We start from the raw sequence: 17535 nt of genomic DNA, 5'->3' as shown, positions 1-17535 counted from the left end.
TCGCGAACTAACGACAGGGCTTGCCTGGGTGCCGTACCTGCCACGCGCCTCGCTCCCGCCCGCACAACAACAAGGAGTTAGTCATGAACGCCAGTACCACGCCGATCCGCGCCAACTTCCCGGTCCGCCGCATGGATTTCACCTTCAGTGAAACCCCGAAGTACTGGTGGGACGGGCAGCCCTTCATGACCCACTTCATGAACAACCTGTCTTCGCTGTTCCCCTACGGCGAGAAATTCTTCGTCGACAGCGTGCGTGCGGTGCGCGAGCGCATCCAGGACCCGCAGCTGCAGAAGGACGTCAGCGCCTTCATCGGCCAGGAGGCCATGCACTCCAAGGAGCACGCGGCCTACAACGAGTACGCCGACGAGCACGGCATCGACCTGGAAACCCTGGAACTGCGCATCAAGGTGCTGCTCGAATCCATCAGCAAGGTCACCACCAAGAAGCATCAGCTGGCGATCACCTGCGCTCTGGAACACTTCACCGCGACCATGGCCGAACAACTGCTCAAGCGTGAAGACCTGAGCGGCCAGATGAAGTCGGACAAGATGTACAAGTTGTGGATGTGGCATGCCGTCGAAGAGAACGAGCACAAGGCAGTGGCCTACGATGTCTACCAGCAGGTCTACGGCGGCTACTTCACCCGCACCGCGGTCATGCTGCTGACCACCGTGATCTTCCTCAGCGTCATCGCCGGTTTCCAGATCAACCTGCTACGCCGCGATGGCCAGCTGTTCAACTGGCGCAGCTGGAAGCATGGCCTGGGCGTGCTGCTGCACCCGCGCCGCGGCTACTTCGTCAGCCTGATCCGCCCCTGGCTGGACTATTTCCGTCCCGGTTTCCACCCCTTCGACCACGATACCAAGGCACTGGAAACCCGCTGGAAAGAGCAGTTGGACTTCGCCGGCTGATCTTCGCCAAACCGCCCTCAACGTCGAAAAACGCCAGGCATCGCCTGGCGTTTTTCATTTTCACCGCGCACTGCGACAACCAGTCACTACACTGAGCAGGGTTTCCGGAGCCCAATGGAACGCGCAGTTCAAGCAGAACCACGTCACGAATTGCGAGCCAAGGAGGTTAGATGCCCCACCAAGCCCCCTCCCCTTGGAAGGTTCCGCTCGTCCGTGAGCTGACCCTCATCCTGCTGATCAAGCTGACCCTGCTGCTGGTCATCAAGGCCGTCTGGTTCGACCAGCCCACCGTCCCCGATGACGGCTCCCGCGTCACCAGCCAGCACCTGCTCGGCGACAGCCGCCCGAGCGACGCCGAGAAGGAGAGCGCCCGATGATTTCCGAAGCCGTCGTAGACCTGTCGCGCCTGCAGTTCGCGATGACCGCCATGTACCATTTCCTGTTCGTGCCGCTGACCCTCGGCCTGGCCTTCCTGCTGGCGATCATGGAATCGGTCTACGTGATGACCGGCAAGCAGGTGTACAAGGACATGACCCAGTTCTGGGGCAAGCTGTTCGGCATCAACTTCGCCCTGGGGGTCACCACCGGGCTGACCATGGAGTTCCAGTTCGGCACCAACTGGGCCTACTACTCCCACTACGTCGGTGACATCTTCGGCGCGCCGCTGGCCATCGAAGGCCTGATGGCCTTCTTCCTCGAATCGACCTTCATCGGCCTGTTCTTCTTCGGCTGGGACCGCCTGTCGAAGGTCCAGCACCTGTCGGTGACCTGGCTGGTGGCGCTGGGCTCGAACCTTTCGGCGCTGTGGATCCTGATCGCCAATGGCTGGATGCAGAACCCGGTGGGCGCGGAGTTCAACTTCCAGACCATGCGCATGGAGCTCACCGACTTCGGTGCGCTGCTGTTCAACCCGGTGGCCCAGGTCAAGTTCGTCCATACCGTCGCCGCCGGCTACGTCACCGGGGCGATCTTCGTCCTCGCCATCTCCAGCTACTACCTGCTGAAGAAGCGCGACCAGGGATTCGCCCGGCGATCCTTCGCCATCGCCTCGGCCTTCGGCCTGGCCTCGATCCTCTCGGTGATCATTCTTGGCGACGAGTCGGGCTATGAGATCGGCGACGTACAGAAGACCAAGCTGGCCGCCATCGAGGCGGAATGGGAAACCCACCCCGCCCCCGCCGGTTTCACTCTGATCGGCCTGCCCAACCAGGAGGAGCAGCGCACCGACTACGCGATCAAGATCCCCTATGTGCTCGGCCTGATCGCCACTCGCTCACTGGACAAGGAGGTCACCGGGATCAAGGACCTGCTGGTGCAGCACGAGGCGCGTATCCGTCACGGCATGACCGCCTATGCCCTGCTGCAGAAGCTGCGCGGCGGTGACAAATCCGAGGCTACCCTGGCGCAGTTCAATCAGGTGAAGAACGACCTCGGTTACGGTCTGCTACTGAAGAAGTACACGCCCGAGGTGGTGGACGCGACCGAAGAGCAGATTCGCCTGGCCACCCTCGACACCATCCCCGATGTGTTCACCCTGTTCTTCAGCTTCCGCATCATGGTCGGCTGCGGGTTCCTCATGCTCGCCCTGTTCGCCTGTGCGTTCTACGCCTCGGCGCGCAAGAACGAGGAGCGCAAGCGCTGGCTGCTCAAATGGGCGCTGTGGAGCCTGCCACTGCCCTGGTTGGCCGCGCAGACCGGCTGGTATGTCGCCGAACACGGCCGCCAGCCCTGGTCCATCGGTGAGGTACTGCCGGTGCACCTGTCGGCTTCCAGCCTCAGCACCGGCGATGTCTGGGGCTCGCTGCTGGCGTTGATCGCCTTCTACAGCCTGCTGCTGGTGGTGGAGATGTACCTGATGATCAAGTTCGCCCGCCTCGGCCCATCGAGCCTGCACACCGGCCGTTACCACTTCGAGCAGGGCCATGCCGCCAGCGGCGCGGCCACGGCGTAAGGAGACGATCATGGACTACGAAACGCTGAAACTGACCTGGTGGGTGCTGATCGGTGTGCTGCTGATCGGCTTCGCCCTCACCGATGGCTTCGACATGGGCGCCATGGCACTGATGCCCTTCGTGGCAAAGACCGACAGCGAACGACGGGTGGCGATCAACACCATCGCCCCGCACTGGGACGGCAACCAGGTCTGGTTCATCACCGCCGGCGGCGCCCTGTTCGCCGCCTGGCCGATGGTCTATGCCACCGCGTTCTCCGGGTTGTACTGGGCGATGCTGCTGGTGCTCTTCGCCCTGTTCTGCCGCCCCGTCGGTTTCGACTACCGCAGCAAATTGGAAAACCAGCGCTGGCGTGCGGTCTGGGACTGGGCGCTGTTCGTCGGTGGCTTCGTCCCGGCGCTGGTGTTCGGCGTGGCCTTCGGCAACCTGTTCCAGGGCCTGCCTTTCACCCTCGATGAGATGATGCGGCCGTCCTACCACGGCAGCTTCTTCGCCCTGCTCAACCCCTTTGCCCTGCTCGCCGGAGTGGTCAGCCTGAGCATGCTCTGCCTGCACGGCGGCGCCTGGCTGATGCTGCGCACCGACGGAGAACTGGCTGAGCGCTCCAGGCGGGCCGCGCAGTTGTGCGCACTGGTCTACCTGCTGACCTTCATCGCTGCCGGTGCCTGGGTCAGCCTGGGCATGAACGGCTTCGCCCTGCTCTCGAGCATCGACGGCAATGCGGTGCTGAACCCGTTGAACAAGGAAGTTGCGCTGTCTAACGCCGGCTGGCTGGCCAACTACCACGCCTACCCCGCGACCATCGCCGCTCCCATCGTCGGCATCCTCGGCGGCCTGCTGGCCCTGGCCGCGGCCAGCGGCGGGCGCGGCGGCCTGACCTTCCTGGGCAGCGCCCTGGCAATCATCGGCACCCTGTGCACGGCAGGCTTTGCGCTGTTTCCCTTCGTCTTCCCCTCCAGCGAGAACCCGGCGGCGAGCCTCACGATGTGGGACGCGGTTTCCAGCCACAAGACCCTGGGCATCATGTTCGTCGTGGCCTGCATCTTCGTGCCGCTGATCCTCTGCTACACGCTGTGGGGCTACGTGAAGATGTGGGGCCGCCTGAACCGCAAGCACATCGAAGCCAACTCCCACGGCCTCTACTGAAGGAGCAACCGCATGTGGTACTTCACCTGGATACTCGGCGTCCTGCTGGCCTGCAGCTTCGGCATCATCAATGCGCTGTGGCTGGAAACCACCCAGGATCTGGACAGTGACGACGACTGACGCAGCCCTCCTGCGCCACCCCGCCAGCCGCACCCTGTCACTGCTGCTGGCAATTCCCCTGGCGCTTGTCCTGCTGATCCATCCCACCGCCATGCTCGACACCCAGGGCCGCTACAGCCATGGCCTGCTGATGCTGGCGATGCTCGGGGTCAGCGCCGGTTTCGTCCATGGGGTGGGCTTCGACCCACGCAGCCTGCCCTGGCGCGGGGTGTTCGGGCCGCTGTGCGGCTGGGCACTGATGGCGCTGGGCTACGCGCTCCTGCTCAAGGCGCAATTGGGCCTGTAGAACCACGACGGGCTCATTTCAACCCTCGGAGCGCCGCGGCAGGTCATCGGCCGTGTCGAACCACGACAGCTGCGACGAACACCATACGTGACACTGCGGCTCGATCCGCTCCGGCTCGTCCAGGGTGACGATGTTCAGCCCTACCGTTTCACCGTCACGCACGCGGAACTCCATGGGCGTACCGCACTTCACGCAGAAGCGCCGCTCGCCGTCTTCACTGGAGCGCCACAGGCCGAGTTCGCCGGCGGTGTAGGCGAACCCCGTCAGCGGAATCACCGCCCAGGGCACCGCCGGCGCGGCATTGGCCTTCTGGCAGATGCGGCAGTGGCAATAGCCGGTTTCCTCCGGTTGCGCATCCACGCGGTAGCGCACCGCGCCGCAGGCGCAGCCGCCGAACAGGGGCAAAGGCAACATGGCAATCTCCCACAACCAGCAAAGACTCAGAGCCTAGCCAGCATGCCGAAGGTCTGCAGCACCGCGACACCGGTGAAGAGCAACAGGATTTGTCGCTCGGCCAGGGCGCAGACTTCTTCACGCAATTCCGGTGGACGCTCCAGGTAGTCCAGCGACTGCTGGAACAGCTGCCGGCTGATCAGCCGCGACAACTGGTCCAGTTCGCCCACCTCGACGTCCGGCAGCAGATGGAATTGGCGGATGTCTTCGGCCATGTCCTCGCCGAACTCGTCCATCACCCGCGCCAGCGCTTCGCGCAGCACCGGCGACGGCCCGTGCAGCTCGCGCACGCCGATGATGAAGGCCTGCGGGTTGCGCTCGACGAAATCGAAGAACAGCCGCACCGTCTCCCGGGTCACGCGCTGGCCGCGTTCAAAGTCCAGGCCGAACGGCACGCTGGCCGCGCCTGCCCCCGGCAGGGCACGTTCGGCAGCCTCGCGGCGCAGGTCGCGCAACGGCTGGCGCAACTGGGTGGCGATGTCACGGATGATCGCCAGGCCCAGGTCATCCACGTCACCGAAGTGCCGATAGAAGGTGTTCGGGTTCAGTCCCGCTTCCCGCGCCAGCTCCCGTAGCCCGAGGCTGCTCAGGCTGCGTCGGCTGGCCGCCAGGCGCAGCGCGGCATCGATGAGCGCTCGCTTACCCGCCGCTTCCGCCGGCCGTTCTTCCTGTCCGATTTCCATGAGTTTCGTGCCCGACCCCACCGAAGGTTGGTTGTTGCGCAGGTATACAGATGTCTACATTCCTATCACGTAGACAGTTGTATACGCCAGCAATAATCATAACAGGAGCGTGGCCATGAGTACGGTTGTGAGAACCCAACCAAAGACTGCCCCCCGACACTGCAAGGTCGCCATCATCGGTACCGGGTTTTCCGGCCTGGGCATGGCGATCCGCCTGAAGCAGGAAGGCGAGAACGATTTCCTGCTGTTCGAAAAGGACGCCGGTGTCGGCGGCACCTGGCGGGTCAACAACTACCCGGGCTGCGCCTGCGACGTGCAGTCCCACGTGTACTCCTTCTCCTTCGAGCCGAACCCGGACTGGACGCGCATGTTCGCCCGCCAGCCGGAGATCCGCGCCTACCTGGAGAACTGCTGGAAGAAGTACCGGCTGGAAGACAAGACGCTGCTCAACACCGAGATGGCGCGTTTCGAGTGGAGCGACGAGCAGCAGCTCTGGCACCTGTTCGACGCCGCCGGCAACCACTACACCGCCAAGGCCGTGGTCTCGGGCATGGGCGCCCTGTCGATTCCGTCCATCCCGGCGCTCAAGGGCCTGGAGAACTTCCAGGGCAAGGCCTTCCACTCGCAGCAGTGGGACCATGACTATGACCTCAAGGGCAAGCGCGTGGCGGTGATCGGCACCGGCGCCTCGGCCATCCAGTTCGTCCCGGAAATCCAGCCGCTGGTGGCCAAGCTCGACCTCTACCAGCGCACCGCACCGTGGATCCTGCCGAAGCCGGACCGCGCCATCAGCGAGAAGGAGCGTGCGCGCTTCCGTCACTTCCCGGCGGTACAGAAGCTCTGGCGCGGCGCCCTCTACAGCATGCTCGAAGGCCGTGTGCTGGGCTTCACCTTCGCGCCCTGGGCGATGAAACTGGTGGGCAGGCTGGCCGAGCGCTTCATCCGCCAGCAGGTCAAGGACCCGGACCTGCGCCGCAAGCTGACCCCGGACTACACCATCGGCTGCAAACGCGTGCTCATGTCGCACAACTACTACCCGGCACTGGCCGCCTCCAACGCCTCGGTGATCGTCGACGGCATCCGCGAGATCAAGGCCGGCAGCATCATCACCGCTGACGGTCGCGAGCGGCAGGTGGATGCCATCATCTTCGGCACCGGCTTCACCGCCAACGACCCGATCCCGCGTGGCGTGGTATTCGGCAAGGATGGCGTGGACCTGCTCGATACCTGGCAGAACGGCCCGGAAGCCTACAAGGGCACCATGACCCGCGGCTTCCCCAACCTGTTCTTCCTCATGGGCCCGAACACCGGTCTGGGCCACAACTCCATGGTCTACATGATCGAGTCGCAGATCTCCTACGTGCTGGGCGCCATCAAGCTGATGGACCGCCGCGAGCTGCAGAGCGTGGAGGTCAAGAGCGACGTCCAGGACCAGTGGAACGCCAAGCTGCAGCGCGGCCTCAACCACAGCGTGTGGAACACCGGCGGCTGCAAGAGCTGGTACCTGCACCCGGTGAGCGGGCGCAACTGCACTCTATGGCCGGGCTTCACCTGGCGCTTCCGCGCGCTGACCAGCCAATTCGATCCCAGCGCCTATCATTTGAAGTCCAAGCCGCTGTCCAGCCCTGTCGTCCAACCCCAACGCCACGCAGAAGAGGTGCCGGCATGAAGAACTTCGAGAACAAGGTTGCCGCGATCACCGGCGCGGGTTCGGGCATCGGTCGCGCCCTGGCCATCGAACTAGCCTCCCGCGGCTGCCACCTGGCCCTGGCGGACGTGAATGCCGCGGGCCTGGAAGAAACCCGCCAACTGCTCTCCTCCACCGGCGTGCGCGTGTCCCTCGACACCGTGAACGTCGCCGACCGCGAGCAGGTGCATGCCTGGGCCGACAAGGCCGCCCGCGAGCACGGCAAGGTCAACCTGGTGTTCAACAACGCCGGCGTCGCCCACGCCGGCACCGTGGAAGCCAGCGACTATGAAGAGTACGAGTGGATCACCAACATCAACTTCTGGGGCGTGGTCTACGGCACCAAGGCCTTCCTGCCACACCTGAAGGCATCCGGTGACGGCCACATCGTCAACGTTTCCAGCGTGTTCGGGCTGTTCTCCCAGCCGGGTATGAGTGCCTACAACGCTACCAAGTTCGCCGTACGCGGCTTCACCGAGTCGCTGCGCCAGGAGCTGGACATGGAGCGCGCAGGCGTTTCGGCCAGCTGTGTTCACCCCGGCGGCATCAAGACCAATATCGCCAAGACCGCGCGGATGAACGACAGCATGGTCAAGGTCACCGGGCAGAACGCCGAGCAGGCCCGCACCCAGTTCAACGACCAGTTGCTGCGCACTACGCCGCAGAAAGCTGCGCAGGTGATCATTCGCGGCGTAGAGCGTGATTCGCGGCGCATCCTGATCGGCCCGGATGCCCACGCCATCGACGTGATGCTGCGCCTGCTGCCGGTCTGGTACCAGAAGGTGGTCACCGGCAGCATGAAGCTGGCCAAGCGCTTCGCTCCGAAACCCAAGCGCAAGCCAGCCGCCGAGGGCTACGAGGCCAAGTAGCGGGCCAATCTCACGAGTCCCTTTTTCCCTGTCGGACCGGCGCCCATCCCCCTTACCCCCGGATGGGCGCCGTTTTTTTCCGTTGCCAGGCCGCCCCGTCATTCGCTTATCGCTGTTTATACTGGCAAGCCGCTGCCAAGGAACAACACCAGGGATGACGACCATGAGCCAGACACTGCCCGCCTTCCGCTACCACCCCGAACCGCTTTCCACCGGTAGCGTGGTTGCCTCGGCAGAAACCTGCCTGTGTTGCGGACAAAAGCGCGGCTACGTCTACACCGCCTCGGTGTACACACGACACGACCTGCCGGAAAACTGCCTGTGTCCCTGGTGCATCGCCGACGGCAGCGCTGCAGAGCGTTTCGAGGCCAGCTTCGCCGATGACTATCCGCTGCTGGACGCCGGAGTCCCTGATGCCGTGGTGCGCGAAGTCTGCGAACGCACGCCGGGGTTCGCCTCCTGGCAGCAAGAGCATTGGCTGAACTGTTGCGGCGACGCCTGCGCCTTCCACGGCGACGCCAGGCGGGAGGACATCATCGCCCTCGGCGCCGCCGAACTGGCCGGGCACTTCGCCGACTTCGGCTGGCCGGAAAAAACCTGGCTACAGGTGATCGAGCACTACGAGCCAGCGGGCAACCCGGCGATCTATCACTTCCGCTGCCTGCATTGCGGCAAGACGCACTACGGGATGGACTTCACCTGAGCCCCAGGGCATCTCAAAGCCCCATCTGCTTGGCGATGATTTCGTTCATGATCTCCCGCGTGCCGCCGCCGATGGAGAGGATGCGGTTGTCGCGGTACAGCCGCTCCACCAGGCTCTCGCGCATGTAGCCCATGCCACCCAGCACCTGCACCGCGTCGTAGGTCACCCGGTCGGCGATGTCGGTAGCGAAGTTCTTGGCCATGGAGATTTCCTTGATCACGCTCTTGCCCACCGCCATCTTCGCCGCCTGCCGATAGGTGAACTCTCGGGACACTTCGACCTGAGTGGCCATTTCCGCCAAGCGATGCTTGAGCACCTGGAACTTACCGATCGGCTTGCCGAACGCCTCGCGCTCGCGGCACCACGCCAGCGCTTCATCCAGGGCGAGCTGCGCAGTCATGTTGGCCATGATCGCCAGCGCCAGGCGCTCGCTCTGGAAGTTCGCCATGATGCAGGCGAAGCCCATGTTTTCGGCGCCGATCAGGTTTTCCGCCGGCACCTTGCAGTCGTCGAAGAACAGTTCGGCGGTGTCCGATGCCCACCAACCCATCTTCTTCAGCTTGCGGCTGACCGTGAAGCCGGGAGTGCCCTTCTCCACCAGCAGCAGGCTGACGCCACCAAAGCCGTCGCCGCCAGTGCGGACGGCCACGGTGTAGTAGTCAGCGCGCACGCCGCTGGTGATGAAGGTCTTGCTGCCGCTCACGCGGTAGTGGTCGCCATCACGCACGGCGCGGGTCTTCAGGCTGGCTACGTCGGAGCCACCGGACGGCTCGGTGACCGCCAGCGCCATGATCTTCTCGCCAGCCAGCACCTGCGGCGCGATGCGTTCACGCAGCTCCGGGCGGCCCCACTTGATCAAGGGCGGCAGGCCGATATCCAGCGAGCCCAGCCCCGCCACCAGCCCACCGGAGCCGCAGCGCATCAGCTCTTCGCTGGCTGCCACCTTGGCGAACAGATCGCCCTCGTGGCTGCCGCCAAGCGCCTCCGGATAGCCGATGCCAAGGATGCCCGCCTCGCCGGCCTTGCGGTAAAGCTCGCGGGGAAACTCCTCGGTCTCCTCCCAGTCAGCGACATGGGGCAGGATTTCCCGCTCGACGAAGCGCCGTACGCTGTCGCGGACCAGGCGGTGGCTGTCATCGAAGTACTCGGTGAACACGGACATGGCAAGGCTCCAGACGGTTTGCGTGAAACTTACCTAGCGCTTGCTTGGTTTACAAGGCGAGACACCCGCCATCGGCTAGGACAGATGCGCCGTCCCGAATCGCTCGCGGTAAATCGATGGTGCCACCCCGGCCGCGCCACGAAAGGCGTTGCGGAAGCTTTCCACGGTGCCGAAGCCGCATTGCTCGGCGATTCGCTCGACGCTGTCGGTGCTGCCTTCCAGCAGTTCACGGGCTCGCGCCATACGCTCGTGCTGCAACCACGCCTTGGGCGTCATGCCAGTGGCTTCGCTGAAGCGGCGCAGGAAAGTGCGTTCGCTCATCGCCACGCGGCTGGCCAGTTCGCCCACCGAGATCGATCGGTCCAGACGCTGGCGGGCCCAATCCAGCAGCCCGGCGAGATCGTGCCGGGGCGCCTGGGCCACGGGCGCGGGGATGAACTGCGCCTGGCCGCCGGCACGTTGCGGCGACATGACCAGCCGGCGGGCCACGTTATTGGCCACCTGTACGCCGAAATCCCGCGCCACCAGATGCAGGCAGGCATCGATGCCCGCTGCACTGCCGGCGGAGGTAATCACCTGTCCGGCATCGACATAGAGCACTTGCGCATCCACATCGATGCCAGGGAAGCGTTCGGCCAGTTCCTCGGCATAGCGCCAGTGCGTGGTGGCACGCTGGCCGTCGAGCAAACCGGTGGCTGCCAGGACGAAGACGCCCGAGCAGATCGACAGCAGCCGTGCGCCCTGGTCGTGGGCCTTGCGCAGCGCCTGTACCAGCTCGGCGGACGGCGCCTCGGCGCGGTCCCGCCAGCCCGGCACGATGATAGTGCCAGCCGTTTCGAGCGCCTCCAGCCCGCCATCGGCCAGCACGTGGATGCCGCCCATGGCGCGCATCGGTCCGGCGTCGACGGCAACGATGCGGTGGCAGTACCAGGGAAAGTCGAATTCCGGGCGCGGCAGGCCGAAGATCTCAACGGCGATGCCGAACTCGAAGGTGCACAGGCCGTCGTAAGCGAGAACGGCCACTGCGAGGGGATCGCGCTGCATTTGGCGGAAAACTTCCGATCACTGTCCAGCCCGCCACTTTAGCCGGCTTTCACGGCTGCATACAGTGGTCCCATCTTCCCCAGGAGCCTTGTCATGCCAAGCCTTGTCAGCCAATTCCCCGCCGCCCTGCCCGCCGACGCCCTTGTCCATTTCAGCCATCGGCTGGCCTTCGAGACCGACTGCTCGGACGTGAACGACGCCCTGCAGAACGGCGAGCAGGATTTCGTCCTGCTCGATGTGCGCAACGCCGCTGCCTTCGCCCGTGGCCATGTACCCGGCGCGCTGAACCTGCCAACACGGGAGATCGACGCACGACGCATGGCGCAGTTTCCGGCGGGTACCCTGTTCGTCGTCTACTGCGCAGGCCCGCACTGCAACGGCGTGCACCGCGCTGCCGCTAAGCTCGCAGCGCTGGGCCTGCCGGTGAAGGAGATGATCGGTGGCGTGACTGGCTGGCTGGACGAGGGGCTGGCGCTGGTTGGCGCAGTGGAGGAATCGCGGCGTGCCGACAGTCATGGCATCAGCTGCGCCTGCTGACTCCGAATGCAACAAGGCCGGAATCTCTCCGGCCTTGTTCGAATCTGTCAGTTGCTGATCGGCCGGCGTCCTGCCAGGGCGTGGGCCAGCGTGCCGCCGTCCACCAGTTCCAGTTCGCCACCCAGCGGCACGCCGTGGGCGATGCGCGACAGCACCAGGTCACCGCCGCCCAGCAACTGGGCGATGTAGTGGGCGGTCGCCTCGCCTTCCACCGTGGGGTTGGTGGCGAGAATGATCTCGCTGAAACTGCCGGCCTTGATTCGCGCCTCAAGCTCAGGAATGCCGATGGCTTCCGGGCCCAGGCCATCCAGCGGCGACAGGTGTCCCTTGAGCACGAAGTAGCGGCCGCGATAACCGGTCTGCTCGACAGCAAACACGTCCAGCGGCCCTTCCACCACGCACAGCAGGCTGTCATCGCGGCGCGGGTCGGTGCACTGCGGGCAGAACTCGTCTTCCGACAGCGTACGGCACTGCTTGCAGTGGCCAACGCCTTCCATCGCCTGGGTCAGCGCCTGCGCCAGGCGCAGGCCGCCGCTGCGATCACGCTCCAACAGCTGCAGCGCCATGCGCTGGGCACTCTTCTGCCCCACTCCGGGCAGGGTGCGCAGGGCGTCGATCAGTTGGCGGATCAGCGGCGTGAAGCTCATGGGGCGGTCTCGAATTTCGGGAGTATTAGAACGAAGGAACGCACGGTTCGCGCTCACATACTTGGCAAGCCGGAAGGCAAGTGCGTTCTCTTTTTGGAAAACAGGAAACGAAGAAGTCAGCCCACGGGCCGCTCAGGCCCAAGCAGGGCAAGGCGCCGTCGGGTGAGGAAGTGGAGTGTGCTGCAGCACATGAGGATTCCGAACCCGACGGCAACGCCGCCATGCACCGGGCATGGGCGGCACGATCAAACTCAGAAAGGCATTTTGAAGCCGGGCGGCAATTGCATGCCAGCGGTCATGCCGGACATCTTCTCCTGGTTGTTCTGCTCGATCTTGCGCACGGCATCGTTCACCGCGGCGGCGATCAGGTCCTCGAGGATTTCCTTGTCTTCCTGCATCAGGCTGTCATCCAGGGAGACGCGCTTGACGTCGTGGCGACCGGTCATCACCACGCTCACCAGGCCGGCGCCGGATTGACCGGTCACTTCGGCGTTGGCCAGCTCTTCCTGCATCTTCTGCATCTTTTCCTGCATCTGCTGGGCCTGCTTCATCAGGCCGGCCATGCCACCTTTCATCATGTCGAGTTCCTCGATTCGTTCAGTCGTCGACCCAGGCTCAAGCCTTGGCCTCCAGGGGTTCGATAGTACCGTCGCGGACGACCGCGGCGAACTGTTGCTTCATCTGTAGCACATAAGGGTCGGCGGCGATCGACGCCTCGGCCTGGCGCTGGCGCTCGGCGCGCTTGCGCGCGGCGGCCTGGGCCGGGGTTTCCTGCTCGGGCTTCTGCTGGGTCACCTGAAGGGTCAGCGTGCGGCCGTGGAACTGGTTCAGCGCATCGTTCAGGCGACGCTGCTGGGTCGCGTTGAACAGCGCGCTCTGGCCCGGATCCAGGTGCAGGTGCCAGGTATCGCCCTCGACGGCGACCAGCGTGCAGTTTGCGCCGATGCTGGCGGTCAGGCCGGCCAGGCCCAGGCGCGGGAACAGGTCCAGCCACTCGGCAGCCAGGCCGGTTGCCGGCATGGCAGCTGGCTCGGGTTCGGGCTCGGCCTGCTCCTGCGGCGCCTCGTTTTCGAGGTAGCCGTAGGACTCCATGTCGACTTCGTAGTAGTCCTCGGCGGGCGGCGGCTCGTCATCGCGGTCGTCGTCCTCGGCCGGAACTTCGGCGATCATCGGGGCCGGCTCTTCGACCTTGGGCGCAGGCGCTTCCGCCGGTGCCGGCGTGGCAACTGCAACTGCAGGTGCAGGTGCAGGTGCAGGTGCAGGTGCAGGTGCAGGTGCAGCAGTCTCGACTGGCGCTGGAACCGCGGCAACCGGTGCGGCAGGTTCGTCCCACGGCAGATCGATCGGCGCCTCGGCGACGGCTTGTTCCGGTTCGGCAACCGGCGCCGTCGGCTCGAGTTGCACGGCGGCTTCCGGCTCCACCGGAGCCGGCTCAGGCACAGGCACAGGTTGGACAACCGGAGTCGACGCAACGACAGGTTCGGCTTGCGCAGCCGGAGCCGGAGCCGGCTGAGGCGCGGCAACAGCAGGCACAACCGCAGCAACCGGCACTACCGGCACTACCGGTGCAGGCGCAACAGCCGGAGCAGCAATGGATGCAACCGGCGCCGCAACGGCGGCGCCGGCCACTGGGTTCTGGTTGGAATCAGCCGTGGCCTTGCTGATCCCCAGGTCCTTTAGTGGTGACCTCGGTGCGCCGTCGGCATCCGCCGGGCGGAACGCCAGCATGCGCAACAGGACCATCTCGAAGCCACCACGGGGATCGGGCGCCAGCGGCAGGTCGCGGCGGCCGATCAGGCCCATCTGGTAGTAGAACTGCACGTCCTCGGCTGGCAAGGCCTGGGCCAGCGCCAGCACACGGTCGCGGTCGCCCTGGCCGTTGTCCACCGCTTCGGGCAGCGCCTGGGCAATGGCCACGCGGTGCAACACGTTGAGTATCTCGGCCAGCACGCCGCCCCAGTCCGGGCCCTGCTCGGCCAGGTGGCGTACCGCCTCCAGCAACGCGCGGGCATCGCCTTCCAGCAGCGCATGAAGCACGCCGTAGACTTGCCCGTGATCCAGGGTGCCGAGCATGGCGCGCACATCGGCGGCCAGCACCTTGCCTTCGCCGAAGGCGATGGCCTGGTCGGTGAGGCTCATGGCGTCACGCATGGAGCCGTCGGCAGCGCGGCCGAGCAGCCACAACGCATCGTCCTCGAACGGCACGTTCTCGGCGCCCAGCACGTGGGTCAGGTGTTCCACCACGCGCTCCGGCGGCATGTTCTTCAGGGAGAACTGCAAGCAGCGCGAGAGGATGGTGACCGGCAGCTTCTGCGGGTCGGTGGTGGCGAGCAGGAACTTCACATGGGGCGGCGGCTCCTCCAGGGTCTTCAACAGGGCGTTGAAGCTGTGGCTGGAGAGCATGTGCACTTCGTCGATCAGGTAGACCTTGTAGCGCCCGCGGCTCGGCGAGTACTGCACGTTGTCGAGCAGCTCGCGGGTATCCTCGACCTTGGTGCGGCTGGCGGCGTCGACTTCGATCAGGTCGACGAAACGGCCCTCATCGATCTCGCGGCACACCGAGCACTGTCCGCACGGAGTGGAGCTGACCCCGGTCTCGCAGTTCAGGCACTTGGCCAGGATGCGCGCGATGGTGGTCTTGCCCACGCCGCGGGTGCCGGTGAATAGGTAGGCGTGGTGCAGGCGCTGATTGTCCAGCGCGTTGATCAGGGCCTTGAGCACATGGGTCTGGCCGACCATTTCGCGGAACGAGCGCGGACGCCATTTGCGGGCAAGAACCTGATAACTCATTGAAATCCATCGCGACAGGTGAGCAGAAGTGCGCTAATCCTAGCGAAGCGGACCGTAAATTGCACTCGATGTCCGCACCGGACGTTGTCGCATCTTGGCAAGGGCCGGGCTACACGGCATTGTGTCGTCGTTCTGCCATCAACGGAGCCTTGATGCGCTTCCTCGCCACCGCCCTGCTGCTGACCGCCACCCTCGCCCAGGCCGACGACCGTCCCCTGCGCTTCTCGGTGGTCGACAGCTGGGCGATGCCGCTGGCGCAGATCGAAAATGGCGAACTGACCGGCGGCATCCTGTTCGAGCTGTTCAACGAGACGGCACACGAGCTTGGACGGACACCAGCGTTCCACATCGTGCCCCGCGCCCGCATCGAACAGGCGCTGCTCACTCACTCCGTGGACGTGCGCTGCTACGTCTCGCGCACCTGGATCGAGCACGAGTTCAAGGACTACCGCTGGACGGCACCATTGATGTTGCAGCGCGACCTGCTGGTGGTCCGCGACGCCCCTGCGGACAACCTCGAAACCCTCCCCAGCCAGTCCATCGGCACGGTGCTGGGCTACCACTACCCACGCCTGCAGCCGCTTTTGGACAGCCACTGGCTGATCCGCGACGACGCGCGCAACCAGGAGCTGGTGCTGAAGAAGCTGCGCATCGGACGTTATCAATATGCGATCAGCAGTGAGTTCGCGCTGAACTGGTTCAACCGTGATCTGCCCGAGGCGGAGCGCCTGAGAACCGCCAGCGTGATCGAGGAGACCCCGCTGTCGTGCATGGTGCTGGACGCGCCCGAAGTCCGCGCCGAGGAGGTGCTCTCGGTGCTGGCGAAGATCAAGGCGTCGGGGAAGATCGAGCAGATCCTGGATCACTACCGCTGAGACGGGCAGCGCTCGACAGGACGCGAGGCGGGCCATTTTCCAGGCCCCGAAATGGAGGCGGCCCCGCCAGCCCTCGGCAGAGTATTTCCCGTTGTATTGGCTGAATATTTCCGATGCCATGTAAATGTGGAGATGCATCGCTGAAAGCCTTGTGGGGCGTGACCTTCAAGACTTTCCCATCCGAAGTTCGCGTAGAGAATCGGTCCTGAAAGCTATGGAGGTGGCTGCACTGTCACACCCTGCTGTACCACTCAGGTGTCATACCCATGGCTTTCATCCTCCGTCGCGGTGCCGTCTATTACCTCAATCTAAGGCTGCCCAAGCACCTACACCGCCAACGCAACACCATTCGAATTAGCCTCGACCTGAGAAGCAGGCGGGAAGCCTTGTTCAAGGCAAGCAGGATAGCCCAACGGGTTTACCTACACCTCGCTGCTAATCCCCTTAGCTCTCCCGAGGAACTGCGTCGATTGTGCATCGAATGGCGAGACGAGGTTCAACAGCACTCGGCCACTTCCGACCAATCGCTCTGCATTCCGCTCCCAATGCAGACCTTTGTACCGATGCCTGATCTGCCACGCCCTGCCACCACCCAAGGGGCACTGAGCGCGCTGTCGAAACTCTATATAAAGGAAGGTGAAACCAGTGGGGCCTGGAGAGAGGCAAACACACTAGACGTGCAAAGGGCGTTGCGAGATTTCTTCGAGCTGATGGATGACATGCCTGTTTCCGCTTTCGGCTCCGAGCATGCAAGGCTCTTAAAGCACCGGCTCAGCAGGCTGCCACAGTATTTCTCTCAACGCCCAGAATTCAAAGGCATGACCTTAAGGCAGATTGTCGATTCGACAATGACTTACCCAACCATCACCGCAGTGACGATCAACAATCGCTTACGGAAGCTCACGGCATTCTTCAACTGGTGCAAGTCCAACGGGTACATCAATCAGAATCCGCTCGCTGGTGTGAAGGTAATGATTGGTGCAGCCAAGGAAGCTCGCCTGTCCTTCGCCTCGTCCGACCTTTTGGTATTGCTGGACCTCAACACACTTCGCCGAGAGGCTAGGAAGCACCCATGGAGGTTCTGGCTTCCCCTACTTGGACGGTTCACGGGAGCCCGCCTAGAGGAAATCTGCCAGCTTCATATCGATGACTTCTGCTCGGTTCAAGGAACCTCTTGCATTCGAATAGATGATCGTCGCGACGGACAGAAGCTCAAGAACCGCAGCAGTCGAAGGATTATTCCTATCCATCCGATGCTCTTGGAGCTGGGCATCCAAACGTATATCGACTCGGTGCGAGCCTCTGGAGCCTCCCGAGTCTTCCCTCAGCTTGAAGCTGTGAGAGGAAAATACGGTTACGGGCCCTCAAAATGGTTTGGCCGGTATCGGAACAAGCTTGGGGTCAACGATCCGAAGAAAACATTCCATAGCTTCCGTCATACATTTGTAGATGACCTACGCGAGGCAGGAGTTCAGGACTCAATCATTAAGCAACTGCTTGGGCATGCTGATGATTCAGTAACGTTTGGGATTTATGGGAGTCGAGTACCAATTAAAGAGATGACTCGTGCAATCAAGAAAATCCCGGGCAGCATGACAAAGAAAGCAGCTCAACCAAGGATTGGCACTCCAAGATAATCACCTCCTGCCGTAGCGCTGGATGGTCAT

At 63.9% G+C, this 17535-nt stretch carries 18 protein-coding genes and 1 pseudogene; 12 read left to right on the top strand and 7 right to left on the bottom strand.

Features of this window, described 5'->3' with window-relative positions; all coding sequences use genetic code 11:
* The first annotated feature begins 83 nt into the window (after window positions 1-83).
* From A6723_RS18775 to A6723_RS18750, 6 genes are all read left to right on the top strand, one after another.
* A complete protein-coding gene (locus tag A6723_RS18775; RefSeq protein WP_054910522.1) occupies window positions 84-914 on the top strand; it encodes a metal-dependent hydrolase in 831 nt (276 codons plus the stop codon).
* A gap of 170 nt (window positions 915-1084) precedes the next feature.
* Entirely contained in the window at window positions 1085-1291 is a 207-nt protein-coding gene (gene cydP, locus A6723_RS18770) for a cytochrome oxidase putative small subunit CydP (protein WP_054910523.1), read from the top strand.
* The gene (locus A6723_RS18765; RefSeq protein WP_054910524.1) at window positions 1288-2865 is read left to right on the top strand and encodes a cytochrome ubiquinol oxidase subunit I; all 1578 of its coding nucleotides are present in this window, start codon (window positions 1288-1290) and stop codon (window positions 2863-2865) included. The genes cydP and A6723_RS18765 overlap by 4 nt, the downstream gene beginning before the upstream one ends.
* Window positions 2866-2872: 7 nt before the next feature.
* The gene (gene cydB, locus A6723_RS18760; protein ID WP_024763929.1) at window positions 2873-4012 is read left to right on the top strand and encodes a cytochrome d ubiquinol oxidase subunit II; all 1140 of its coding nucleotides are present in this window, start codon (window positions 2873-2875) and stop codon (window positions 4010-4012) included.
* 12 nt (window positions 4013-4024) lie between these two features.
* The gene (gene cydX, locus A6723_RS18755) at window positions 4025-4132 is read left to right on the top strand and encodes a cytochrome bd-I oxidase subunit CydX (RefSeq protein WP_024763928.1); all 108 of its coding nucleotides are present in this window, start codon (window positions 4025-4027) and stop codon (window positions 4130-4132) included.
* Complete coding sequence (locus A6723_RS18750) at window positions 4119-4418, top strand: cyd operon YbgE family protein (RefSeq protein ID WP_054910525.1); 300 nt, start codon at window positions 4119-4121, stop codon at window positions 4416-4418. The genes cydX and A6723_RS18750 overlap by 14 nt, the downstream gene beginning before the upstream one ends.
* Before the next feature lie 18 nt (window positions 4419-4436).
* Here A6723_RS18750 and A6723_RS18745 read toward each other — a convergent pair whose 3' ends face one another.
* On the bottom strand, window positions 4437-4832 hold the full coding sequence (locus A6723_RS18745; RefSeq protein ID WP_054910526.1) for a GFA family protein: 396 nt from the start codon (window positions 4830-4832) through the stop codon (window positions 4437-4439).
* A gap of 26 nt (window positions 4833-4858) precedes the next feature.
* A complete protein-coding gene (locus A6723_RS18740; RefSeq protein WP_054910527.1) occupies window positions 4859-5554 on the bottom strand; it encodes a TetR family transcriptional regulator in 696 nt (231 codons plus the stop codon).
* 77 nt (window positions 5555-5631) lie between these two features.
* Here A6723_RS18740 and A6723_RS18735 point away from each other — a divergent pair.
* The 3 genes and pseudogenes from A6723_RS18735 to A6723_RS18725 all read left to right on the top strand — a co-directional run bounded on the left by A6723_RS18735 (window position 5632) and on the right by A6723_RS18725 (window position 8813).
* Window positions 5632-7223 (top strand): annotated as a pseudogene (locus A6723_RS18735) (flavin-containing monooxygenase).
* A complete protein-coding gene (locus A6723_RS18730; protein WP_054910529.1) occupies window positions 7220-8110 on the top strand; it encodes an SDR family oxidoreductase in 891 nt (296 codons plus the stop codon). The pseudogene A6723_RS18735 and the gene A6723_RS18730 overlap by 4 nt, the downstream one beginning before the upstream one ends.
* A gap of 163 nt (window positions 8111-8273) precedes the next feature.
* Window positions 8274-8813: a CbrC family protein gene (locus A6723_RS18725; protein WP_054910538.1), complete on the top strand. Its 540-nt coding sequence runs from the start codon at window positions 8274-8276 to the stop codon at window positions 8811-8813.
* A 13-nt stretch (window positions 8814-8826) separates the two neighbouring features.
* Here the strand turns inward: A6723_RS18725 and A6723_RS18720 are convergent, their stop codons facing one another.
* Window positions 8827-9975: an acyl-CoA dehydrogenase family protein gene (locus tag A6723_RS18720; protein ID WP_054910530.1), complete on the bottom strand. Its 1149-nt coding sequence runs from the start codon at window positions 9973-9975 to the stop codon at window positions 8827-8829.
* Window positions 9976-10050: 75 nt separating this feature from the next.
* The gene (gene ftrA, locus A6723_RS18715; protein WP_054910531.1) at window positions 10051-11019 is read right to left on the bottom strand and encodes a transcriptional regulator FtrA; all 969 of its coding nucleotides are present in this window, start codon (window positions 11017-11019) and stop codon (window positions 10051-10053) included.
* Window positions 11020-11112: 93 nt separating this feature from the next.
* Here ftrA and A6723_RS18710 point away from each other — a divergent pair, with 93 nt between their 5' ends.
* The gene (locus A6723_RS18710; RefSeq protein WP_054910532.1) at window positions 11113-11556 is read left to right on the top strand and encodes a rhodanese-like domain-containing protein; all 444 of its coding nucleotides are present in this window, start codon (window positions 11113-11115) and stop codon (window positions 11554-11556) included.
* Between the two features lie 47 nt (window positions 11557-11603).
* Here A6723_RS18710 and recR read toward each other — a convergent pair whose 3' ends face one another.
* The 3 genes from recR to dnaX form a co-directional block, all read right to left on the bottom strand.
* A complete protein-coding gene (recR, locus tag A6723_RS18705; RefSeq protein WP_024763918.1) occupies window positions 11604-12203 on the bottom strand; it encodes a recombination mediator RecR in 600 nt (199 codons plus the stop codon).
* A gap of 251 nt (window positions 12204-12454) precedes the next feature.
* Window positions 12455-12781: a YbaB/EbfC family nucleoid-associated protein gene (locus tag A6723_RS18700; protein ID WP_017516839.1), complete on the bottom strand. Its 327-nt coding sequence runs from the start codon at window positions 12779-12781 to the stop codon at window positions 12455-12457.
* Window positions 12782-12818: 37 nt separating this feature from the next.
* Complete coding sequence (gene dnaX, locus A6723_RS18695; protein ID WP_054910533.1) at window positions 12819-14993, bottom strand: DNA polymerase III subunit gamma/tau; 2175 nt, start codon at window positions 14991-14993, stop codon at window positions 12819-12821.
* A 152-nt stretch (window positions 14994-15145) separates the two neighbouring features.
* Here dnaX and A6723_RS18690 point away from each other — a divergent pair, with 152 nt between their 5' ends.
* Window positions 15146-15868, top strand: coding sequence for an ABC transporter substrate-binding protein (locus A6723_RS18690; protein ID WP_054910534.1), 723 nt, complete (start codon window positions 15146-15148; stop codon window positions 15866-15868).
* A 266-nt stretch (window positions 15869-16134) separates the two neighbouring features.
* Window positions 16135-17505 (top strand): site-specific integrase, encoded by a 1371-nt coding sequence (locus A6723_RS18685; protein WP_064979840.1) that lies wholly within the window; start codon window positions 16135-16137, stop codon window positions 17503-17505.
* Window positions 17506-17535 lie beyond the last annotated feature (30 nt).

Origin of the sequence: Pseudomonas sp. AU11447 (genome assembly GCF_001672555.2) — a bacterium.
Lineage (GTDB): Bacteria > Pseudomonadota > Gammaproteobacteria > Pseudomonadales > Pseudomonadaceae > Pseudomonas > Pseudomonas nitroreducens.
This window is presented reverse-complemented; position numbering and strand designations above follow the sequence as displayed.